Here is a 20,998-nt window from a genome sequence, read left to right on the forward strand (position 1 = left end):
ACCCCCCTCCTGCCCCGGCTTGGGCCACAGACCCCCGGGGCGGCGCCGGGCCCGGCGGCGCCGCGCCCGGGGCCCCCGCTGTCCTACTAGGGCTGAACCCAGGGCTTGAGCGGGCTCTTCACCGCCGCGTTCGCGTCGATGATGCCGTACCCGTAGAAGCCGTTGAAGTTGACGTCACCGGCGCAGTACGCGTCGTACGTCTCGTCCCGGCCCTCGTTGCGGTACTGCTGCAGGCGCGGCTCCGGGCAGGCGTGCTCGGCGGCCGTGCGGTAGAGGTGCTGCTCGACCAGGTTCGGCGACATGGTCAGCCCACCGCGCTGCTTGTCGTTCTTGCCGAACTTGCTGACGATCAGCGCCGCGACACCCGAGGCGTGCGGAGCCGCCATCGAGGTGCCCTGCAGGTAGGTGTAGTAGCCGCACTCACCGGAGGCGGTGCAGTCCTTGAAGACGAACTCCTCGGCGCCTTCGACGATGTTGCCGTCGGCGTCGACCGTGCCCTCCTCCTGCAGCACCTTCTTCGGGTACGACGAGAGGATCATGTTGGCGTCGGTACGGAAGGTCGGGGTGCCGAAGCCGTCCCGGAACCAGCCGCCCGGCGCGGCGACGGAGATCTGCTCGGTGCCGTAGTTCGAGAAGTCCGACTTCTTGCCCGACGGACCCACCGAGGAGACACCGATGACGTGCGGGCCCTCGGCCGGCATGTCCCAGCAGCTGTTGTTGTCGATCGGCCGCGGGTACGGGTCGGCCCCGTAGTCCGGGCTGGACTCGTCGACCCGCGGGTTGCCGAGGTCCTCGTTGTTGTTGCCGAGCGCGCCGACCAGGGTGACGCCCTTACCGTGCGCGTACTCCAGCGAACGCTTCATCGCCTCGATGATCGCGCGCTGCTCGGCCTGGTCCTCGGGGGAGTCGGCCGGGTTGGCGGTGCAGTTGTAGAGCCACGGGTCGACGTAGAAGGACATGTTCACCACGTCCAGGCCCGCGTCGCCCGCGTACACCAGTGCGTTGACCACCGGGTTGAGGAAGAAGTACCCGGAGTCCTGGCCGCCCTTGAGGTTGACCAGGGTGACGTTCGGGGCGACGCCGGAGAGGCCGAAGCCGTTGGCCGCCGCGCCGATGGTGCCGGCAACGTGCGTGCCGTGCCCGCCGTCGTCGGTGTCGGCCGGGTCGAGGCAGCCAGCCACCTCGCACTCGCCGTCGATGTCCACCATGTCCGGTGCGAAGTTGCGGGACAGCGACCACGAGAAGTTGGCCGCGATGTCGGGGTTGCTGGCGTCGACGCCGGTGTCGAGAACGCCCACGGTCACCCGCCGGTCACCGGGCTCGGTCCGGCGCGCCTCGTCGGCCCGGATCATCTCCAGACCCCAGAGCTTGTCGTCGAGCGGGTCCATCCGCTTGGACCGCCCGTTGACGGAACCGGTGCCCTTGGTGGCCTCCGCCGCAGCCAGCAGGTGCTCCCGCTCGACCCGGTCCAGCTTCGGCTTGCGGCCGATCGCCTTCTGCTCGGCGGCGCCGACCAGGGCGTTGGACGCGGTGGCCCGCTGGGCGAAGTCGGCACGGTTGGTCCGAACCTGGTACAGGCCGACAGCCTCGGTCCGCGAGACGACCTCGCCGCCCGCAGCCGCGATGGCGGCGACCGCCGCGTCGGCGGAGACGCCGCTCTCGGCCACCACGGTGAACTCGGTCGTCTCGGCCGGCGCCGCGTTGGCACCGCCGAAGGGCAGAGTCACCGTGAGTGCCAGCGCCGTCGCGGTCGCGACGGCACCAGCGGTGAAGCGCTTGCTCACCACATCAGATCCTCTCGTTGAGGGACGTGGCAGCCATCACACCGCAACAAGCGACGTAACACCAGACAAGTGCCCGAATTGTGAAGTCCCCAGTGACTAATTGCACCGATGAGCTGAACGGCCGCCGGCAGGTCGGTCAGGAACCGCACCTGTAAGGAAGGGCCCCTTCTTATCGCTTTTGGTAGAGCAGGGGCCCCTTATTAACACCCCGGGCCGGCACCCGGCCGGCTCGGCGCACACCTCCCGCAGTCACGCACCCGGCCGGCTCGACCAGCTTGCACGCCCGGGGCCGACTCCGGTTGTGGAGGCGATCCCGTTACTCGACGGCGACCTGCGCTGGGTGTTTCCCGGATTGACGGAGACCGACGAGATGCTCGACCTGGTGCGCCGGGCCGATGGCGAATTCCGGCTGCTGGCCGACCACCTCGGGGCACGTCCAGGTTGGACCGGCAGCGGGATCGAGTTCCACCGCCTGGAGTGGGGGCAGGCCTCGCTGTCCGGTTGTGTCGAGTCGGGCGAGGTGTCGTTCGTCGCGCAGCTGTGGTACCCGCGTCGCTGTGGCACCGATCTGCGCAGCGGTCCGCCGTGGGCCGTCGACGGCGAGATCACGGTACGGTGCGACGCCCGCGTCGACTGCGGCCCGCACTACATCGAGGAGACCACGCGCGAGCTCGACGTGCCGCTCGCGGCGGCCCGGGAACTGCTGCGGGTCGCGACCTGGTTACGGGAGCGTGGCACCACCGAACTGCGGCACTCCTGGCGACAGCGCGACCCACGCAGCGGTCACGACTGAGTCGCCGTCCGCCACGACGGCAACCACCTCGGCTGCGGGCGCAGGCATGAACGGAGCAGCTCCAAAGGACATCGGACCAGGACGTCACCCTGGCTTCGGGTACGGCCCTCCGCGCCGGCTGGGACCGGCTCAGGGATGGGTCATCCGGAGTACGTCCAGCGCCTCGTCGAGCTGGTCCGCGCTGAGCTTTCCGGAGTCGACGTGCCCACGGGCGAGCACCACCTCGCGGATCGAGATCTCCTTGGCCAACGCCTCCTTGGCGATGGAGGCGGCCTCGTCGTACCCGAGGTGGCGGTTGAGTGGCGTGACGATCGACGGCGACCCCTCGGCGTATGCCAGACAGACGTCCGCGTTGGCACCCAGCCCGGCCACACAGCGGTCGGCCAGCAGCCGGCTCGACGCGGCCAGCAGCCGGATCGACTCCAGCAGGTTGCGGGCCATCACCGGGAGCATGACGTTCAGCTCGAAGTCGCCCTGTGAGCCGGCGAAGCCCACGGTGGCATCGTTGCCGATCACCTGGGCGCAGACCTGCCGTACCGCCTCGCAGACCACCGGGTTGACCTTGCCCGGCATGATCGACGAGCCCGGCTGGAGGTCGGGGATGCGCAGCTCGCGCAGACCGGCCCGCGGCCCGGAGCCCATCCACCGGATGTCGTTGGCGATCTTGTAGAGACCGACCGCGATGGTGCGCAACTGGCCGGAGGTCTCGACCAGGGCGTCCCGGGAGCCCTGCGCCTCGAAGTGGTTGCGCGCCTCGGTGACCGGCAGCCCGGTCGCGTCCCGCAGCCTGCCGATCACGGCGGCGGCGAAGCCGAGCGGGGTGTTGATGCCGGTACCGACGGCGGTGCCGCCCAACGGCAGTTCGGCCAGCCGGGGCAGCGCGCCCTCCAGCCGCTCGACGCCGTACCGGACCTGGGTCGCATACCCGCCGAACTCCTGACCGAGGGTGACCGGGGTGGCGTCCATCAGGTGGGTACGCCCGGCCTTGACCACTGTTTCGAACTCGGCGGCCTTGGCCTCCAGGGTCTGCGCCAGGTGCGCCAGCGCCGGCAGCAGGTCCCCCACCACCGCCTCGGTGGCGGCCAGGTGGATCGACGAGGGAAAGACGTCGTTACTGGACTGCGAGGCGTTCACGTCGTCGTTCGGGTGTACCTCCCGGCCGAGTTCCCGGCTGGCCAGGGTGGCGATCACCTCGTTGGTGTTCATGTTGGACGAGGTGCCCGAGCCGGTCTGGAACACGTCGATCGGGAACTGGTCGTCGTATCCCCCGGCGGCGACGTGCGCGGCGGCGGTGGCGATCGCGGCGGCCACCTCGGCCCCGATCACCCCCAGCTCGCCGTTGACCTCGGCTGCCGCACCCTTGATCTGGGCCAGCGCCCGGATCTGGGCCGGCTCGATGCCCCGCCCGGAGATTGGGAAGTTCTGCACCGCCCGCTGGGTCTGGGCCCGCCACAGGGCGTCGGCGGGTACCTCCACCTCGCCCATCGAGTCACGTTCGATCCGGTAGCCGGTCGCCTCTGGAGTCGTCACGCGTTCCATCCTGCCCCGCCGGACGGTCACCTGCCCGGCGAAGCCGGATAGCCCCTTCCGGCAGTGCGTCGACTACTCCGGCTCGGGCCGCCGGTCGTACTTCGCCAGGGTCGCCCTGTTCGTGCTCGCGTCCTGGAAGACCAGTTCCCAAGGGCCGGTGTTCACGTCCATGTCCTTGCCGAACCCGAGCCACTTGCCGGCCAGCCGGCGGCCGGTCGGCTCCGCCAGGAGCTGGATCGCGCCGTGGTAGCGGGCCCCCCGGTAGTAGCCCGTTGGCGCGGTCTGCTCCACCCACGTGCCCGTGATCACGTTGCCGTCCACGGTCAGGTCCATGGTCAGCGGCGAGTCGGACGACCTGGGCAGCGAGCGTACGGTCAGCCGGTCACCATGCTGGAGCAGGACCACGTAGTGCTGGCCGGTGAACGTGTTGGCCCGGCCCGAGCTGAAGTACTGGTACCGGCTCAGCCACACACCGGAGTAGTTGCCGGTCGGCGCGGTACGCGGAGCCAAACCGCCGTTTGGTACCGGGGTGGGTACCTCCGGGGCGGCCAGGTCGTGGCCGCCCTGCCCGTCGTCCGACACCCGACTGTTCGGCACCTGGACCGTGAAGCCGAGCGAACCGATCGGCAGGCCGGTGACGCTTTCCAGCGCTCTCGCGTACGCCGGGCGAGGAGACGTGATGGCGCCGGCCTCCCAGCGCTGGACGAGGCGCTTGTTCGCGTCGTTGGGCACTCCGGCGCGGTCCCCGGCGTCCCGCAGTGCGCGGGCGAAGTCGTCCTGACTCATGAGCAGGCCCATCCGTACGGCCCGCAGTGTCGCGTTCGGCGTGATCGGCATGAGTCGATCCTATCGCCGATGTCGCCAGAATGTCGCCTCCCATGTCGCCGGAAGGTCACCTTCAAGGCCGTCGCGCCTGGCGATATTTCGACGACATTCTGTGACCGTCACGGGCGTCCGAATGGACGTGAGCCCTGGATGCCCAGCGGGGCCCACGCGGTGAAGGGAATGAACATGATCTTGGCGGTAGGTCCGCGTGAGTTGCCGACGAGCGGCACGGTTCAGGTGTGGGTGGACTCGGGCACCGGCAGCGGACAGCAGATCGAGGTGCCCGTCAGAGACCTCCAGGTGGCCGAATGCGACCAGGGAGAAGGTAGGTCGGCGCTCTACAAACTCCGGACCACGTACGGCCGGGGTTGAACCCGAATGCCACCGGTACGAGGGAACCCACGGTCAGGACTCCGGGGTTCCCTCGTCACTGCGCTCGGTCAGCCTGCTATCTGCGGCTGACGGTGAGCACCGGTTTGGTGACCTCGGCGAAGAAGTCGTTGCCCTTGTCGTCAACGACGATGAAGGCCGGGAAGTCCTCGACCTCGATCTTCCAGACCGCTTCCATCCCGAGTTCCGGGTACTCCAGGACCTCGACGTGCTTGATGCAGTCCTGGGCGAGCCGGGCGGCCGGACCGCCGATCGAGCCGAGGTAGAAACCGCCGTGCTGCTGGCAGGAGCGGGTCACCTGGGCCGACCGGTTGCCCTTGGCGAGCATGACCTGGGAGCCCCCGGCGGCCTGGAACTTCTCCACGTAGGCGTCCATCCGGCCGGCGGTGGTCGGCCCGAACGAGCCGGAGGCGTAGCCCTCGGGGGTCTTCGCCGGGCCGGCGTAGTAGACCGCGTGGTCCCGCAGGTACTGCGGCATCGGCTCACCCGCGTCCAACCGCTCGGCGATCTTGGCGTGGGCGATGTCCCGGGCCACCACCAGCGGGCCGGTCAGCGACAGCCGGGTCTTCACCGGGTACTTCGACAGCTCGGCCCGGATCTCGTCCATCGGGCGGTTGAGGTCGACCCGGACCACCTCCTCGGTGGAGAGGGTCTCGTCGGTGACGTCGGGCAGGAAACGGGCCGGGTCGGTTTCGAGTCGTTCCAGCCAGACGCCCGACGGGGTGATCTTCGCGACTGCCTGCCGGTCGGCCGAACAGGAGACCGCGATCGCCACCGGGCAGGACGCACCGTGCCGGGGCAGCCGGACCACCCGTACGTCGTGGCAGAAGTAGCGCCCCCCGAACTGCGCGCCGATGCCGAAGTTGCGGGTCAGTTCCAGTACCTCGGCCTCCAGTTCCAGGTCGCGGAAGCCGTGCGCGGTCATCGAGCCGGAGGTGGGCAGCGCGTCCAGGTACTTCGCGCTGGCGTACTTGGCGGTCTTCAGCGCGTACTCGGCTGACGTACCGCCGATGACGATGGCCAGGTGGTACGGCGGGCACGCGGACGTGCCGATCAGCCGCAGCTTCTCCTCCAGGAACTGCATCATCCGCGTCGGGTTCAGCAGTGCCTTGGTCTCCTGGTAGAGGTACGACTTGTTGGCCGAGCCACCACCCTTGGCCATGAAGAGGAACTTGTACGCGTCGGGGTGCCCGTCCTGGTCCTCGGCGTAGATCTCCACCTGGGCGGGGAGGTTGCTGCCGGTGTTCCGCTCCTCCCACATGGTCAGCGGGGCGAGCTGCGAGTAGCGCAGGTTCAGCCGGGTGTACGCCTGGAAGACGCCCCGGGAGATCGCCTCGTGGTCGGTGCCGTCGGTCAGCACGTGCCGGCCCCGCTTGCCCATCACGATCGCGGTACCGGTGTCCTGACACATCGGCAGCACGCCACCGGCGGCGATGTTCGCGTTGCGCAGCAGGTCGAGGGCGACGAACCGGTCGTTCGGCGACGCGGCCGGGTCGTCGATGATCGACCGGAGCTGGGCGAGATGCGCGGGGCGCAGGTAGTGCGCGATGTCGTGCATCGCCTCGGCGGTCAGCGCGGTCAGCGCGGCCGGGTCGACGGTGAGGAACCGCCGCCCTCCGGGACCGTCCACGACATCGACGCCCTCGTCTGTGATCAGGCGGTACTCGGTCTGGTCGGCACCGACCGGCAGCAGGGGGGCGTAGGCGAACTCGGCGGCACTGCTCATGAGCGGCAAGCCTAGGGCAGTCGGGCCGTCCGGTCCCACCCGCCGGGTGGGTCGTGGGACACCGCTCTCACCCGGCGGTCCGGCGTCGCCGGCCACCGCGCTCAGTTGTCCTTGCCGCCGTCGCGCGGCGGACACATCTCCTGCTTGGGCCCACCGCAGGTCGGCGCCGGGCCGCCGGGTCCGTCGCCGGGTCCGTCGCCGGGTGCGGAGCCGCCGTCGGGTGCCCCGTCCAAGCCCGGAGCCGGGCCGCCCGGGGCGCCGAACCGGACGTACCCGATGTCCCGGCCCTCCCCGATGACCATGCCGTCCGGGCCGACCGCGAGCGCGTCCGCCTGGGTCCGCAGGTTCACCAACTCGGCGCCGGTACGCGGGTGCAGGGCGACCAGCCGGTCGGGTTTCTCGTCAGCCAGCACCGCGGCGTACGGAGTCAGCGCGGCGCCCGCCTTCTCCGTGGCGGGCCGGCGCCAGCGGTCCCGGCCGGTGGCCAGGTCCCGGCTCGCCACCGAGCGCTTGTCCCCGGCCCGGACCAGCCCGTACCGGTCGTCCACGGCGAGCAGTTTCTCGGCGTCCCGGCCGACCCAGAGCAGTCGACCGTCGTACGCGTCGAGCACTGTCTCACGCCCGTCCGACCCGACCCCGACGAGCACGTTCCGCCCGCCCTGGGGATCCTCGCGCTGGACGCAGCCGGCGCCGTCGGCGGTCCTCGGGTTGATGCCGGTACGCCGCCACACCTCCACGCCGTTCGCCGGGTCGCGGGCGACGAACGTGAAGTAGCAGGTGCCGTCCGCCGACCGGGCCTCGATCCGCAGCAGCCGGCCACCGACCACCACCAGCCGCTCCTGACGGCCGGGCTGCACGTCCTGCACCACCCGGCCGGTGGCGGTGTCGACGATCTGCACCTTGCCGTCGGCCGGGAACCCGATCAGCGCCGGCATCTGCTCCGGACCGGCGGCACCCGGGTCGATCCGGTCGGTGGTGAGCCGGCGGGTACCGCGTACCTCCGGGTTGTCGGCCAGGAAGCCGCTCTGCACGCCGGGGAGGTAGGCCGTCCAGCGGGGGGTGGTGCCGCGCGGGTCCCAGGCGGTCAGGGTGCAGTCGGTCGCCTCGGTGCAGCGGGCGTCGAGGATCCCGTTGCGGTACGTCCAGACGGCCACCGCCTTCGTGTCCCGGCGACGCACCGCCCCGGTAACCGGGTCGAGGACCTCGTACCCCTTGACCAGGAGCTTGCCCACGGCGACGACGGCGTCGGACGGGCCCCCGGCGACGGCCGCCCAGTCGGCCTTGCGTTCCCAGAGCTGGGTACCGGTGGCGAGGCTGCGTGACTCGACCCGGGTGCGCTGCTCGATGATCACGGCCGGCCCGGCGATGGTCACGCTGCGCGGGGTGCCACCGATCCGCTGCTGCCAGAGCACATCCGGTTCGCTGAGCGGGGTGGGACGGTTCACCCAGTCCCAGGCGGTCGGGAACGGGTTCCACACGCCGGTGGCGGCCAGTACGACGACGACGGCCAGCACGAGCACGAGCCAGCGGGTCCCCTTCGCCACCCGCACACCGTAGCCAGGTCCGGGGCGGTCACACACCACCTCTCCGCCGTGTCGCCCCCGCTTCCTGTCCCGACGGGCCGGTCAGTCGACCGGTACGGCGGAGCGGACCAGCGGCAGCACCCGGTAGGGGATCTGCTCGGCCAGCGCGATCAGCGTGGAGGCTCGGGTGATCCCCTCGTAGGAGACGATCTGGTCGATCACCCGCTGGAGATCGGTGTTGGACCGGGCGACGATCCGGCAGAGCAGGTCACTGGCGCCGGTGATGGTGTGCGCCTCCAGCACCTCCGGAATCGCCGCCAGGTGGGCGGTCACCCGGTTGTGGCCGTGCCGCTGGCTGATCTCCAGGGTGATGAACGAGGTCACCGTGAAGCCGATCGCCGCCGGTGCGACCTGCGGCCCGAACCCGGCGATCACCCCCCGGGCGACCAGCTTGTCCAGCCGGGCCTGCACGGTGCCCCGGGCCACCTGGAGCCGGCGTGAGCACTCCAGCACCCCGATCCGGGGCTCCTCGGCCAGCAGTTCGATCAGGCTGGCATCCAGTTCGTCGAGCTGGACAGTCTGCACAGCAGTCATGACCGGACACCGTACCGAATGCGCAACCTGACCAACATCCGACGAGAGAGTTGCCCAGCTCACGACGGGCCGCGATGCTTCGGCACAGGACCATGTCACGGTGGCCCGCGAGGCCGGCCGACACGGAAGGGAGTGCAGCATGACCCAGGCGATCGACCGACCCACGTCGACCGAGGAGGTCGACGTCGACCGGCTCATCGGGACGGTCAACCACGACATCTCCGCCGACCCGTTCCCGGTGAAGGGCCTCGACCACGTCGCGTTCCTGGTGGGCAACGCCAAGCAGGCCGCCCACTACTACTCGACCGCGTTCGGCATGACCTGCGTGGCGTACCGGGGCCCGGAGCAGGGCTACCGCGACCACGCCGAGTACGTGCTGACCAGCGGTTCCGCCCGGTTCGTACTGACCGGCGCGGTCCGGCCGGACGCACCCGGTGCCGACCACGTGGCCAAGCACAGCGACGGGGTACGGGACATTGCCCTGGAGGTGCCGGACGTCGACGCGGCGTACCGGCACGCGATCGGCCAGGGCGCCACCGGCCTGGTCGAGCCGCACGACGTCACCGACGGGCACGGCACCGTCCGGATGGCCTCCATCGCCGCGTACGGCGACACCCGGCACTCGCTGATCGACCGGTCCCGCTACACCGGGCCGTTCCTGCCCGGCTTCGTGTCCCGTGCCCCGATCGTGGACCGCCAGCCGATGATCGACGCCGGGGTGCAGCCGAAGCGCTTCTTCCAGGCGGTCGACCACGTGGTCGGCAACGTCGAGCTGGGCCGGATGGACGACTGGGTGGAGTTCTACCGCCGGGTCATGGGCTTCACCAACATGGCCGAGTTCATCGGCGACGACATCGCCACCGACTACTCCGCGCTGATGTCGAAGGTGGTGGCGAGCGGCACCCGCAAGGTGAAGTTCCCGCTCAACGAGCCGGCGGTGGCCCGGAAGAAGTCACAGATCGACGAGTACCTGGAGTTCTACCAGGGGCCGGGCGCCCAGCACATCGCGTTGGCCACCAACGACATACTGGCCAGCGTCGACGCCATGCGGGCCGCTGGCGTGGAGTTCCTGGACACGCCGGACTCGTACTACGACGACCCGGAGCTGCGGGCCCGGATCGGCCAGGTCCGGGTGCCGATCGAGGCGCTGAAGTCGCGCAAGATCCTGGTCGACCGGGACGAGGACGGCTACCTGCTCCAGATTTTCACCAGGCCGGTGCAGGACCGGCCGACGGTCTTCTTCGAGCTGATCGAGCGGCACGGCTCGCTCGGCTTCGGCAAGGGCAACTTCAAGGCCCTGTTCGAGGCGATCGAGCGGGAGCAGGAACGACGCGGCAACCTGTAACACTGTCCGCGTGACGCAGCCGCCCCCGCACCCCACGCCGCCGGTGGGTGGGCCTCCGCCCGCCCCCGGCGGCTTCCCGCCGCCCGGTCCACCCCCTGTCGGGTACGCCCCGACGCCCGGCCACCCGCACCCGGGCCCGGCCGCCGGGCCGGGATACGGGTACCCGGTGCCGCCGTACCCGGGTCTGCGGCCCCCGCCACCGCCGCCGACGGCCCCGGGTAACCGGCCGCTGGCCAGCTTCGGCGACCGGCTGCTGGCGCACCTGATCGACGCCGGGATCTGGTCCGTGGTGGCGGCGGTGCTCTTCGTGCCCGCGTTCGGCCTGCTCTACTACAACTTCCTGAGCGACATGTACCCGGACGGGCTGGCTCAGCCGAATGCAGTGGCGCCGGACCCGGCGACGGTGTTCAGCGACTTCGTCGTGCCGTTGCTGCTGTTGGAGGCCGGTCTGATCGCGGTGATGCTGCTGCTCTACTACGTCTACTACGTGGAGATCATGTTCCGGTCCGGACAGACCGTCGGGAAGCGGGCCATGAAGATCCGGGTGGTACCGCTCGACCCGGCCGTGCCGCTGACCCGTGGCCTGGCGTTCCGCCGGTACACCGTGCAGTTCCTCGCCGGCATGGTGGTCCCCGGCATGAACCTTCTGGACGGACTGTGGCAACTGTGGGACAAGCCGTACCAGCAGTGCCTCCACGACAAGTTCGCCCGTACCGTCGTCGTTAAGGTTCCAGGGTGACCGTGCGGAGTGAACTGAGGCTGGCACCATGAGCGTCCCCCCGGGTTGGTACGCCGATCCCGCCGAACCGACCACCCAGCGTTACTGGGATGGAGGTGGCTGGGTGGGCCGTTCGCTGCCCGTCGACGCCACCCCACCGGACGGGCCGTTGCCCGAGGAGGAGCCGCCACCGGCGCCGGCACCGGGTGCCCCGGGCGGTACCGCACCGGCCAGCCCCGGGCCGGTCGGCGCGGGACCCGGCGGTCCGGTCGGACCGCCCCCGTCGGGACCGCCGCCCGGCTGGGCGCCGCAGCCGCCGTACCCGCCCGGCCCGCAGCCGCAGCCTCCGTACCCGTACGGCCCACCGCCGTACGGGTACCCCGGACCGCCGCCACCGCCCCGTCCGCACGGGCTGGCGCTGGCCGGATTCGGTCCCCGGTTCCTCGCCCGCCTGATCGACTTCGGGATCGTCTTCCTGCTGAACGCCGCCGTGAACGGCTGGTTCGTCTGGCAGTTCATCGAGGAGTTCGCCCCGGTCTGGCGGGAGATCTGGCGCCGCTCGCTGGCCGGCAACTCTTCCACCGAAGGGCTGCCCCAACCGGGTGACCAGGCCGGCGGGCTCCAGGTGGCGATCCTGTTGATCGCCACCGCGCTCTGGTTCGCCTACGAGGTGCCGACGACCGCCAACCGGGGCCAGACCCTCGGCAAGCGGATCCTGGGCATCAAGGTGGTCACCCTCGGCGACGATCCGGCGGTCGGTTTCGGCCGGTCGTTCCGCCGTTGGAACACCCTCGGCCTGCCCACCCTGCTCTGGTACTGCTGCGGACTCGGGCTGGTCCTGCAACTCATCGACGCGGTCTCACCGCTGTTCGACCGGCCGTTGCGGCAGGCACTGCACGACAAGCGGGCGCAGACCGTGGTGGTGCAACTGCCCGACAGGCAACCCACACCCGACCACCGTCCGCACACCCCCGGGGAGCCGACATGACCGACACCGGACGTAACCAGCCGCCACTGCGCCTCACCCGCGCCGACCTCGACGCGCTGCCCGCCTACGTACCCGGCCGCAGCCCGGCCGACCTGGCCCGCGAACTGGGTCTGACCGAGGCCATCAAGCTGGCCAGCAACGAGGTGCCGTACGGCCCGCTGCCCGGCGTGGTGGAGGCGGTTGCCGAGGCCGCCGCCGGGGTGCACCGCTACCCGGACATGGGCGTGGTGGCCCTGCGCACCGCGCTCGCCGAGCGGTACGGCGTGGACGCCGACCGGATCGCCACCGGCTGCGGGTCGGTGGCGCTGGCCGAGCACCTGGTCCGGGCCACCTGCCTGCCGGGTGACGAGGTCGTCTACGCGTGGCGCTCCTTCGAGGCGTACCCGATCATCGCGGCGACCAGCGGCGCGACCAGCGTGCGGGTGCCGAACGACACCGGTCACGGGCACGACCTGACCGCGATGGCGGCGGCGGTGACCGACCGGACCCGGCTGGTGCTGGTCTGCAACCCCAACAACCCGACCGGGACGGCGGTTCACCGGGCCGAGCTGGACCGGTTCCTCGACACGGTCCCGGACGACGTTTTGGTGGTGCTGGACGAGGCGTACCGGGAGTTCGTCACCGACCCGGAGGTGCCGGACGGGCTGACCTACCTGGACCGGCCGAACGTGGCGGTACTGCGCACGCTGAGCAAGGCGTGGGGGCTGGCCGGGCTGCGGATCGGGTTCCTGGTCGCCCACCCCGAGGTGGCCGCCGCGGTGCGCAAGGTGGTCACGCCCTTCTCGGCCAGCGCCGCCGCGCAGGCCGGCGCGCTGGCCGCGCTGGCCCAGGCCGACGAGGTACGCCGCCGCTGCGACCTGGTGATCGCCGAGCGGGAGCGGGTCACCGAGGCGGTCCGCAAACTGGTCCCGGAGGCGCCGGCCAGCCAGGCCAACTTCGTCTGGCTGCCGCTCGGCGACCGGTCGGTGGAGTTCGGTAAGGCGTGCGAGGCGCGGGGCGTCATCGTCCGGCCGTTCGCCGGTGACGGGGTACGCGTCACCATCGGCACGCCGGCCGAGAACGACGCTTTCCTGGCGGCGGCGGAGGCCGCACTGTCCTGACCAGGTGATGCCGGGCCGCCTGGTCGTGGCCCGGTCCCGGGCCACGGCCAGGCGGTCCCGGGTCAGATCACGGCCAGGATGACCGGCTCGGTGGTCAGGTAGTAACGCCGGTCCTCGGCGTCCGGATCGACCGGCTGGTTGAGCCGCTCCACCGCGAGGAAACCGCCGGTGGCAGAGACCAGGCCGGTGGCCCAACCGGTGGCGTCCCGGCCCACGGTGAAGGGGAAGCGGGACAACTCGGCACCGGACCCCGGGTCCACCGTCAACAGGTCGTTGGCCTCGGTCCGGATGTGCACCCGGCCCGGCTGGGCGGCGAGGATCCGCGCCCCCGGCGTCTCCTGCCGGCGCCACACCTCCGCGCCGGTCCGCGCCGAGTGGGCGACGATCGCGCCACCGTCCCGGGAGACCGCCGTACCGTCCGCGAGCACCACCTCGGCCGGATTCAACGCCCCGGTGGGGAACGGTTGAGGCGTGTCGACCAGCCAGCCCCGGCCGGCACCGTCAGCGGTCCGCAGCGCGCCGTCCTCCCCGGTACGCAGACCGGCCGCGTCGGCGGTACGGATGCCGGCACACCGGGACCGGTAGGCGGCACAGCCGAGCCCTTCGACGGCCAGGGTGGACCCTGCATCCTCCGGTCGCCACCGGTCGACGACCGCACCGGTCGCCGGGTCGCGGAACTCGGCGACCTGTGGGGTCGCGCAGGTGTCCACGGTGATCAGCCGGGCGCCGATGGTGGTCAGCGGATCGCCGTGGCACCCCGGTCGGACCCCGACCCGCCAGACCTCCCGGCCGGTGCCGGGGTCGAACCCGCGCAGCTCGGTGGCAGCGGCGACGATGAGCACCAGACGGCCGTCCGTGGTGACCCCGGTACGCAGCCCGGCCGGGGTCCAGGCGACGGCCGCACCGGTCCGCCGTGCCGCGTACCCCTGATCCGGGTCGGGCCCGGACGCCCGCCAGGCGACCCGGCCGGTCCGCGCGTCCAGCGCGACCAGCCGCCCGTCCGACCAGCGGGACACCACCGTGGTGCCCACCGCTACCACCCCGACCAGCTCCGCCGGCCAGCGCCGGTACGACCAGAACGGGGTGGTCCGGTTCTTCAGATCGGCCGGCTGGTCGGCGAGGACCTGACGGGTGGCGGCGTGGACCCGCAGCCGGCCGTCCACGAGCAACAGGGCGGTCGGCTGACGGCCGATGACCCGGGGGGTCAGGTCCGGGGCGGCCGGGTAGGCGGTCCGGGCGACGGTGACCACCTCGGCGGGAGCCAACACCCGGTAGCCGACCACGGCGGCCAGCCCTACGGCGAGCACCGCCACGACCAGCGTGGCGACCCGTCGCCGGCCTTTCGGGAACCCCATGCACACCTCCGCCCGCACCCTACCCAGGGTGGGCGGTCGGATCACTGGCAGGTCACGCCGCCGCCGACCCCGTGTCGGGATGCCGGACCGCCAGCGCGAGATCGGCGAGGTCGCGGCGGAGCGCCCCCTCGACGGTACGGGCGGCGAGTCCGCCGAGGATCAGGGCGAGCACCCGGCCGTACACGGCGGCGGGAACGGACTCCTGTACGACGCTGACCGTGGTGCAGGGTCGACGCCGGCCGGGCCGGGATTCGGTGAGGGTGTAGGTGATGCGGTAGTCGGCACCGGTACCGGCCGAGGTGAGGACGAGCCGATGGGGCGGATCGACCTCGACCACCAGGAACTCCTCGACCGCGGCGCTGCCGTCGGGCTGGGTACGCACCTCCCGCCAGACGGTGCCGGCGCCGAACGGGCCGGGGGTCACCAGTTCCACGCCGTGCACGGTGGAGAACCGGCCGACGCGGCTGGTGAGTTCGGTGAGCGCCCGCCACAGGTCGGTGGCTGGGGCTTCGATGAGCTGGGTCACGGTCACCGTCGACATGACACCTCCCGTGCCGTCCAACCTACGGCGGTCCGGGCGGTGAGGGTACGGGATCTGCCGGACGGCAACGGGATCGTGACGGGTGCCGGAGCTGGGCCGGCACCCGTGGCCGGTCAGTCAGCGGCTGAGACCTGCCGGCTCAGCCGCTGAACTGCCCGGACCGCACCGCAGCGACGAACGCCGCCCAGCCCGGTGGACTGACAGCCAGCGCGGGGCCGCTGATGTCCTTGGAGTCGCGCACCCCGACCAGACCGACAGTGTCGATCAGGTTGTCCGCCACCTCGATGCAGAGCCCCTGGTCGTTGGAGCGTGAGCTCTTGCGCCAGACAGCGCCGGGAAATCCGTTCACCTCAGTACCTCCGTGACAGGTCAGGCATCCCGTCCCGGATCCGGCTGGCACGGGCCGCCGCCGGTCCATCGGGGATCCGGTCGATCAACGGACGACGCCATCGGGGGGAGACGGACAGCGGGTGCGACCGCACGGCTGGCGCGGCGGATCTTCTGTCGTATCCATGCGTAAGGATTGCGTCGCTCACCGCAAGCAAACAGACTCGGATGCGTTCCGCAGCCATGGACAGCGCCACAGCGTGCGGGCCGGGGCCGGCCCACTCCCACGGAAGGCGGTCAGCGTATGCGGCGACCAACCGACGGTTCACCCGTGGCCGGCGGGACAGCCGACAGGTCGGGAGGCGCTCCCGGCGGGCTGGGCGACGTACCCGGCTCCTGGTGGGACAGCCCGGGTCTGCCCACACCGTACCTGCTCTGGGGGCTGATCTGGTGCGGCTGCGGGATGCCGATGGTGCCGCTGGACCGGCCGACCGCCGCAGCGGAGGTCCGGCGCTTCTACCGCTGCGACGGAGGATGCGGGCGACGGCCGGTCCCGGCCGCCGGGGTGGAGACCGAGGTGGTCAGGACCGTGGCGGAGACGGTCCTGCGCGGTCTGCCACGGTACGCCCCACTGGCCTGGCGGACCCGGCGGGTGGCCCGGCCGCACGCCGATCCGGACCGCCGCCGCCACCTGATCCGGCGCTGGCTGCACCGGATCGTCGCGGACGCCGGTCGCCCACTCCAGTTGCACTGGCACCGGCCGGAACGCACCCGCCCGGGACAGGACGGGGCGTGAGCCGGCGCTGACCGGCCCGCAGCACGTGTCCGCGACGGCGGCGCCTCCGGCAACTGTCCGTTCCTTCCGCTGTCGAGCTGCCCCGTCCGTGCGTGCACCTGGCGTGGAGGACCATAGGCCAGTTCCGCGGCGGTGACCGGCGGCGGTGACCGGGTCAGCCCTGGCTGCGGGCCGGGTGGATGGTGCCGGTCACCTCGCCCAGACCCACGGTAATGCCGTCCGGGCCGGGTGCGGTGGCGCTGATGGTCACCGTGTCCCCGTCGGCGAGGAACGTCCGGCTCTGCCCGTCGGCGAGCTGCACCGGCTCCTGGCCGGCCCAGGTCAGCTCAAGGAACGAACCGACCTGGTCACGCCGCTCACCCGAGACGGTGCCCGAGGCGAAGAGGTCACCGGTACGCACCGACGCGCCGTTGACGGTGAGGTGGGCGAGCTGCTGGGCCGGGGTCCAGTACATCCCGGCGAACGGCGGTCGGGCCACCTCGGTACCGTTCCAGGCCACCGTCAACCGCAGGTCGAGCCCCAGGTGCGGAACGTCGCGCAGGTAGTCCAGCACCGGCGGGTCCTGCTCCGGGGCGGGCGTCCAGGCGTCGGCAAGTGCGTCGAGCGGCACCACCCAGCCGGAGACCGAGGTGGCGAAGGACTTCCCCAGGAACGGGCCGAGGGGCTGGTACTCCCATGCCTGGATGTCCCGGGCCGACCAGTCGTTGACCAGTACGACACCGAAGACGTACTGCGCGAAGTCGTCCACCGGTACCGGCTCGCCGAGCGTGGAGGGTACGCCGACCACGAACCCGACCTCGGCTTCGATGTCGAGGCGTACCGAGGGGCCGAACACCGGGCCGTCCGGGGTGGAGCGCTGGCCACCGGGCCGGGTCACCGGGGTGCCGGAGACCACCACCGTGCCACCCCGGCCGTGGTAGCCGATCGGCAGGTGCTTCCAGTTCGGCAGCAGCGGCGGCTGACCGGGGCGGAAGATCTGCCCGACGTTCGAGGCGTGGTGCTCCGAGGAGTAGAAGTCGACGTAGTCACCGACCTGGAACGGCATCACCAGCTCGATGCCGGCCACCGGCACGAGCAGCGGCTCGACGGCCGCCCGGTGTTCCGGGTCGGTGAGCAGCTCGACGATCCGCTGCCGGACCGAGGTCCACTGGGGACGGCCGAGAGCCATGAACGCGTTCAGGGTGGGCCGACCCAGCGCACCGGCGGCCAGCACCAGCCCGGCCGCTTCGGCACCGGCCAGGTCCAGCACGAGGTCCCCGATGCGTACCCCGATCCGGGGCTCCCGCCCGTCGTGCCGGAACACCCCGTACGGCAGGTTGTGCACCCCGTACGGCGAACCGGTGGCACCCTCGACCCAGGTCACTGTTCGTATCCTCCGTTCACCAGCCCCAGCCGGATCAGATCGGTCAGCGGTTCGACGACGCTGCACGAGCCGTACCCGATCCAGAGCGGGCGCGGCTCGTCGCGCCGGGCCCGGGCCCGCTCGACCAGCCGGACCGGGTCGGTGGTGGCGAGCATCTCGGCGACCTCGGCGGTCCCGGCGCCGTCGCTGGCCGCGAGGGTCGCGGACAGCACGTTGACGAAGCCGTGGTGGGTGAACCCGGTCTCCGGGTCGATGTGCCGGATCGCGTGGTGCAGCCCGGCGGTGAGCTTGAACGGCAGGCGCCGGTCGCGGCAGGCGCAGATCACCGCGGCCAGCTCGGCCGGGGTGGGGAAGAGTTCGGCGGCGAGCCCACCGGTGCGGAACTTCGCGGCGACCGGCGCCCCGGCCGTCCGGGCCTCGGCGATGGTGTCCAGCGCCTCCATCAGTCCCCAGGTCAACGGCACCTCGGCGTAGACGTCGAGCCCGCCGGGCAGGCGCGGTACGAGGTCGAGCAGGGTGGCGAGCCCTGGTTGCGGATCCTCGCTGCGCCTGGCCACCGGCACCTCGACCTGCCGGACCCGGACGTTGAGCGACGTCAGGAACGACAGGGCGGACGGCAGCCGGTCGGTCCCGGTGTCCCCGATCAGACCGATGACCAGCGGATCGACCGGGTCGGTGGGGTCGGCCGGTCCGATCAGCTTGTCCAGCTCACCGGCGGTCACCTCGGAGGCGGGCACCAGCAGCGGCCCGACCAGGTCGGCGTACCAGCCGACCCGGTGCTGGCGGCGGTGCGCGGCCACGGCGTCGGGCAGCGACGCGCTGCCGGGTGGGAAGACGGCGGCGTCGTCCACGAGTCCGGCGAAGAGCTGGGGCACCTGCGTTGACACGAACAGAGAACTTACGGGACGCTACGACTAACGGACAACACCGTCCGATTATCGGACGCCAGCGACCGGTGACCGGGACAAACGGGAGGCGAGAATGCCGTACTACCGCAAGGTCGGCGAAGTGCCGCGCAAACGCCACACCCAGTTCCGTCAGCCCGACGGCAGCCTCTACGCCGAGGAGCTGATGGGTCAGGAGGGTTTCTCCGCCGACTCGTCGCTGCTCTACCACCGGCACCTGCCCACCGCGATCGTCGCCGCCGAGGAGTTCACCCCGCCCACCTGGAGCCGGGTCCCGAACCTGCCGCTCAAGCCCCGCCACCTGCGTACCCACAAGCTGGACACCGGCTCCGCCGACGCCGTGCTCGGCCGGCAGTACCTGCTGGCCAACGACGACGTCCGGATCGGGTACGCGGTGGCCGACCGGCCGTCCCCGCTCTACCGCAACGCCATCGGCGACGAGTGTCTCTACGTCGAGTCCGGCACGCTGCGCGTCGAGTCGACCTTCGGGGTGCTGGACGTGACCGCCGGGGACTACGTGATCATCCCCACCTCGGTGATCCACCGGCTGGTACCGACCGGCACCGACCCGGTCCGGCTGCTCACCGTCGAGGCGACCGGGCACATCGGCCCACCCAAGCGCTACCTGTCGGTACGCGGGCAGTTCCTGGAGCACTCCCCCTACTGCGAGCGGGACGTACGCGGGCCGGACGAGCCGCTCCTGGTCGACGGTTCCGACGTGGAGGTGTACGTCCGGCACCGGTCCCGGGCCACCCGCCCGGGTGGCGACGGCACGGCCTGGACCCGCCACACGTACGCCAGCCACCCGTTCGACGTGGTCGGCTGGGACGGCCACCTCTACCCGTGGGCGTTCTCGATCCACGACTTCGAGCCGATCACCGGCCGGATCCACCAGCCGCCACCGGTGCACCAGACCTTCCAGGGCCCGAACTTCGTGATCTGCTCCTTCGTGCCCCGCAAGGTGGACTACCACCCGGAGGCCATCCCGGTGCCGTACAACCACCACAACGTCGACTCGGACGAGATGCTCTTCTACACCGGGGGCAACTACGAGGCGCGGCGTGGCTCGGGGATCGGGCAGGGCTCCATCTCGCTGCACCCGGCCGGCTTCACCCACGGTCCGCAGCCGGGGGCGGTCGAGCGGGCCATCGGCGCGGATTTCTTCGACGAGCTGGCCGTCATGGTGGACACTTTCCGCCCGCTGGACCTCTGCGAGGCGGCCCAGCGCTGCGAGGACACCGGGTACGCCTGGACCTGGGCCCGGCGCTGACCCGACTGCCGGTCAGCGGGCGACCGGGCGGGCCAGTACGGCCAGCTCGGCGACGGCGGCGACCGTGATCGCCAGGACCAGCGGCCACGGCGTACCCATCAGGGCGTAGAGCAGCAGCAGGGCGGGCGCGGCGACGACCGCGTACACCGCGAGGGCGAGGGTGCGGTCGGCCCGCATCAGGCCGGGCAGGATGGTGCCGGTCAGGTGGGGGATGCCGGCCGCCCAGCGCCACACGAGCAGGCCGCCGACGAGCGCGGTCAGCCCGGCCGCCAGCCGGGAGAGGATGCCGTTGCCGGCGGCCAGGAACGCCACCAGCACGGTGGCCAGCAGCGAGTACCCGGCACCGTAGACGACCAGTTGGCGCAGCCCGGCGGAGATGGTCCGGCCGGAGTCGACCCGCCCCGGCGAGATCGCGGCGGCCTCGGCCAGGTGTTCCAGCGCCTCGGCGTACCGCCGCTGGTCCAGCCGGATCACCCCCATGTCGTGCCGGGCCTCGGCCAGTTCCGGGTCCAGCCGCAGCGCCTCCCGGTAGGCCCGCTCGGCGAGGTCGAACAGCTCCAGCCGGGCCGCGACCAGACCGAGCACCAGGTGTGCCTGGGGCTCCTCGGGGGCCAGCTCCACCCCGCGCCAGGCCGCGTTGAGCGCCGACTGCCCGTTCCGCGCCCCGGCCAGGATCGCCGCGCCGCTGCGCTGGGCGTACGCGTCGTCCGGCCCGAGCGCGAGGATCTGGTCGGCGGCCTGCGCGGCCTCGGAGAACCGACGCAGGTCGGTCAACGCGAGCCCTCGGGCGACCAGCGGGTCGATCCGGGTCGGGGCAACCGCGACGGCCGCCTCGGCGCTGGTGAGCGCCTGGTCGGGGCGGTCGGCGGCGAGGTGTACCCGGGCCAGCATGGTCAGCGCGGTGGCGTTGGCCGGGTCGAGCGCGATGGCGTAGCCGAGTTCGGCGGCCGCCTCGTCGTACCGGCCCAGCTCGGCGAGGAGCTGGGCGCGCTGGAGGTACCCGTCGGTGGCCGACTGGTCGGAAGTGGCGTCGCTGGACACCCGGCGAGCCTAGTGCAGCACCGCGTCAGCTCTTCGGGGTCATGCGGTCACTTCCGTTCGCAAGCCGGAGGGCGCGGCGCCGGT

General features: G+C 71.7%; 20 protein-coding genes. 8 read left to right on the forward strand and 12 right to left on the reverse strand.

The annotated features are described in order from the left end of the window. Positions 1 to 86: 86 nt before the first annotated feature. Positions 87 to 1,784 carry a S8 family serine peptidase gene (locus V6U90_RS25415; protein WP_334441546.1) on the reverse strand — a complete coding sequence of 566 codons (1,698 nt, stop codon included), beginning with the start codon at positions 1,782 to 1,784 and terminating at the stop codon, positions 87 to 89. A gap of 301 nt (positions 1,785 to 2,085) precedes the next feature. On the opposite strand from V6U90_RS25415, the gene V6U90_RS25420 reads away from it, so the two are divergent. Continuing rightward, positions 2,086 to 2,577 (forward strand): hypothetical protein, encoded by a 492-nt coding sequence (locus V6U90_RS25420; protein WP_334441549.1) that lies wholly within the window; start codon positions 2,086 to 2,088, stop codon positions 2,575 to 2,577. 129 nt (positions 2,578 to 2,706) lie between these two features. Here the strand turns inward: V6U90_RS25420 and V6U90_RS25425 are convergent, their stop codons facing one another. Together V6U90_RS25425 and V6U90_RS25430 are read right to left on the reverse strand one after the other, a co-directional pair. Then, the gene (locus tag V6U90_RS25425; RefSeq protein WP_442933671.1) at positions 2,707 to 4,107 is read right to left on the reverse strand and encodes a class II fumarate hydratase; all 1,401 of its coding nucleotides are present in this window, start codon (positions 4,105 to 4,107) and stop codon (positions 2,707 to 2,709) included. Positions 4,108 to 4,179: 72 nt separating this feature from the next. Next, a complete protein-coding gene (locus V6U90_RS25430; RefSeq protein WP_334441555.1) occupies positions 4,180 to 4,944 on the reverse strand; it encodes a helix-turn-helix domain-containing protein in 765 nt (254 codons plus the stop codon). Between the two features lie 174 nt (positions 4,945 to 5,118). Here V6U90_RS25430 and V6U90_RS25435 point away from each other — a divergent pair, with 174 nt between their 5' ends. Continuing rightward, positions 5,119 to 5,304: a hypothetical protein gene (locus V6U90_RS25435; RefSeq protein ID WP_334441558.1), complete on the forward strand. Its 186-nt coding sequence runs from the start codon at positions 5,119 to 5,121 to the stop codon at positions 5,302 to 5,304. A 76-nt stretch (positions 5,305 to 5,380) separates the two neighbouring features. Here the strand turns inward: V6U90_RS25435 and V6U90_RS25440 are convergent, their stop codons facing one another. From V6U90_RS25440 to V6U90_RS25450, 3 genes are all read right to left on the reverse strand, one after another. After that, on the reverse strand, positions 5,381 to 7,048 hold the full coding sequence (locus V6U90_RS25440; RefSeq protein ID WP_334441561.1) for a fumarate hydratase: 1,668 nt from the start codon (positions 7,046 to 7,048) through the stop codon (positions 5,381 to 5,383). A 101-nt stretch (positions 7,049 to 7,149) separates the two neighbouring features. Continuing rightward, the gene (locus V6U90_RS25445) at positions 7,150 to 8,592 is read right to left on the reverse strand and encodes an outer membrane protein assembly factor BamB family protein (RefSeq protein WP_334441564.1); all 1,443 of its coding nucleotides are present in this window, start codon (positions 8,590 to 8,592) and stop codon (positions 7,150 to 7,152) included. Between the two features lie 81 nt (positions 8,593 to 8,673). Beyond that, complete coding sequence (locus tag V6U90_RS25450) at positions 8,674 to 9,165, reverse strand: Lrp/AsnC family transcriptional regulator (protein WP_334441567.1); 492 nt, start codon at positions 9,163 to 9,165, stop codon at positions 8,674 to 8,676. A gap of 139 nt (positions 9,166 to 9,304) precedes the next feature. On the opposite strand from V6U90_RS25450, the gene hppD reads away from it, so the two are divergent. Genes hppD through hisC form a run of 4 tightly spaced genes read left to right on the forward strand, consistent with a single transcriptional unit; the run spans position 9,305 to position 13,316 of the window. Further along, complete coding sequence (gene hppD / locus V6U90_RS25455) at positions 9,305 to 10,510, forward strand: 4-hydroxyphenylpyruvate dioxygenase (protein WP_334441570.1); 1,206 nt, start codon at positions 9,305 to 9,307, stop codon at positions 10,508 to 10,510. A 10-nt stretch (positions 10,511 to 10,520) separates the two neighbouring features. After that, positions 10,521 to 11,249 carry an RDD family protein gene (locus V6U90_RS25460; protein ID WP_334441573.1) on the forward strand — a complete coding sequence of 243 codons (729 nt, stop codon included), beginning with the start codon at positions 10,521 to 10,523 and terminating at the stop codon, positions 11,247 to 11,249. 28 nt (positions 11,250 to 11,277) lie between these two features. Continuing rightward, the gene (locus V6U90_RS25465) at positions 11,278 to 12,216 is read left to right on the forward strand and encodes an RDD family protein (protein ID WP_334441576.1); all 939 of its coding nucleotides are present in this window, start codon (positions 11,278 to 11,280) and stop codon (positions 12,214 to 12,216) included. Further along, entirely contained in the window at positions 12,213 to 13,316 is a 1,104-nt protein-coding gene (gene hisC, locus V6U90_RS25470; protein ID WP_334441578.1) for a histidinol-phosphate transaminase, read from the forward strand. The genes V6U90_RS25465 and hisC overlap by 4 nt, the downstream gene beginning before the upstream one ends. Before the next feature lie 62 nt (positions 13,317 to 13,378). On the opposite strand, the gene V6U90_RS25475 is transcribed toward hisC, so the two are convergent. The 3 genes from V6U90_RS25475 to V6U90_RS25485 all read right to left on the reverse strand — a co-directional run bounded on the left by V6U90_RS25475 (position 13,379) and on the right by V6U90_RS25485 (position 15,561). Further along, on the reverse strand, positions 13,379 to 14,671 hold the full coding sequence (locus tag V6U90_RS25475; protein WP_334441580.1) for an outer membrane protein assembly factor BamB family protein: 1,293 nt from the start codon (positions 14,669 to 14,671) through the stop codon (positions 13,379 to 13,381). A gap of 52 nt (positions 14,672 to 14,723) precedes the next feature. Next, positions 14,724 to 15,212 carry an SRPBCC family protein gene (locus tag V6U90_RS25480; protein ID WP_334441582.1) on the reverse strand — a complete coding sequence of 163 codons (489 nt, stop codon included), beginning with the start codon at positions 15,210 to 15,212 and terminating at the stop codon, positions 14,724 to 14,726. Positions 15,213 to 15,351: 139 nt separating this feature from the next. Next, positions 15,352 to 15,561, reverse strand: coding sequence for a DUF397 domain-containing protein (locus V6U90_RS25485; protein WP_334441584.1), 210 nt, complete (start codon positions 15,559 to 15,561; stop codon positions 15,352 to 15,354). 309 nt (positions 15,562 to 15,870) lie between these two features. Here V6U90_RS25485 and V6U90_RS25490 point away from each other — a divergent pair, with 309 nt between their 5' ends. After that, a complete protein-coding gene (locus tag V6U90_RS25490; RefSeq protein ID WP_334441586.1) occupies positions 15,871 to 16,335 on the forward strand; it encodes a zinc ribbon domain-containing protein in 465 nt (154 codons plus the stop codon). A 154-nt stretch (positions 16,336 to 16,489) separates the two neighbouring features. Here V6U90_RS25490 and fahA read toward each other — a convergent pair whose 3' ends face one another. After that, the gene (gene fahA / locus V6U90_RS25495; protein ID WP_334441587.1) at positions 16,490 to 17,698 is read right to left on the reverse strand and encodes a fumarylacetoacetase; all 1,209 of its coding nucleotides are present in this window, start codon (positions 17,696 to 17,698) and stop codon (positions 16,490 to 16,492) included. After that, on the reverse strand, positions 17,695 to 18,585 hold the full coding sequence (locus tag V6U90_RS25500) for a hypothetical protein (RefSeq protein WP_334441590.1): 891 nt from the start codon (positions 18,583 to 18,585) through the stop codon (positions 17,695 to 17,697). The genes fahA and V6U90_RS25500 overlap by 4 nt, the downstream gene beginning before the upstream one ends. Positions 18,586 to 18,679: 94 nt before the next feature. On the opposite strand from V6U90_RS25500, the gene V6U90_RS25505 reads away from it, so the two are divergent. Beyond that, positions 18,680 to 19,873 carry a homogentisate 1,2-dioxygenase gene (locus V6U90_RS25505; RefSeq protein WP_334441592.1) on the forward strand — a complete coding sequence of 398 codons (1,194 nt, stop codon included), beginning with the start codon at positions 18,680 to 18,682 and terminating at the stop codon, positions 19,871 to 19,873. Between the two features lie 12 nt (positions 19,874 to 19,885). Here V6U90_RS25505 and V6U90_RS25510 read toward each other — a convergent pair whose 3' ends face one another. After that, positions 19,886 to 20,914 (reverse strand): tetratricopeptide repeat protein, encoded by a 1,029-nt coding sequence (locus V6U90_RS25510; RefSeq protein WP_334441595.1) that lies wholly within the window; start codon positions 20,912 to 20,914, stop codon positions 19,886 to 19,888. Between the last annotated feature and the right edge of the window lie 84 nt (positions 20,915 to 20,998).

The sequence above is a fragment of the Micromonospora sp. CPCC 206060 genome, from assembly GCF_036906895.1.
Classification (GTDB): domain Bacteria; phylum Actinomycetota; class Actinomycetes; order Mycobacteriales; family Micromonosporaceae; genus Micromonospora.

Excerpts from the sequence above, each read along its gene's own strand:
- V6U90_RS25450 (WP_334441567.1), bottom strand. The coding sequence starts at position 9,165 with ATGACTGCTGTGCAGACTGTCCAGCTCGACGAACTGGATGCCAGCCTG.
- V6U90_RS25480 (WP_334441582.1), bottom strand. The coding sequence starts at position 15,212 with ATGTCGACGGTGACCGTGACCCAGCTCATCGAAGCCCCAGCCACCGAC.
- V6U90_RS25475 (WP_334441580.1), bottom strand. The coding sequence starts at position 14,671 with ATGGGGTTCCCGAAAGGCCGGCGACGGGTCGCCACGCTGGTCGTGGCG.
- V6U90_RS25435 (WP_334441558.1), top strand. The coding sequence starts at position 5,119 with ATGATCTTGGCGGTAGGTCCGCGTGAGTTGCCGACGAGCGGCACGGTT.
- V6U90_RS25465 (WP_334441576.1), top strand. The coding sequence starts at position 11,278 with ATGAGCGTCCCCCCGGGTTGGTACGCCGATCCCGCCGAACCGACCACC.
- hisC (WP_334441578.1), top strand. The coding sequence starts at position 12,213 with ATGACCGACACCGGACGTAACCAGCCGCCACTGCGCCTCACCCGCGCC.
- V6U90_RS25505 (WP_334441592.1), top strand. The coding sequence starts at position 18,680 with ATGCCGTACTACCGCAAGGTCGGCGAAGTGCCGCGCAAACGCCACACC.
- hppD (WP_334441570.1), top strand. The coding sequence starts at position 9,305 with ATGACCCAGGCGATCGACCGACCCACGTCGACCGAGGAGGTCGACGTC.
- V6U90_RS25430 (WP_334441555.1), bottom strand. The coding sequence starts at position 4,944 with ATGCCGATCACGCCGAACGCGACACTGCGGGCCGTACGGATGGGCCTG.
- V6U90_RS25440 (WP_334441561.1), bottom strand. The coding sequence starts at position 7,048 with ATGAGCAGTGCCGCCGAGTTCGCCTACGCCCCCCTGCTGCCGGTCGGT.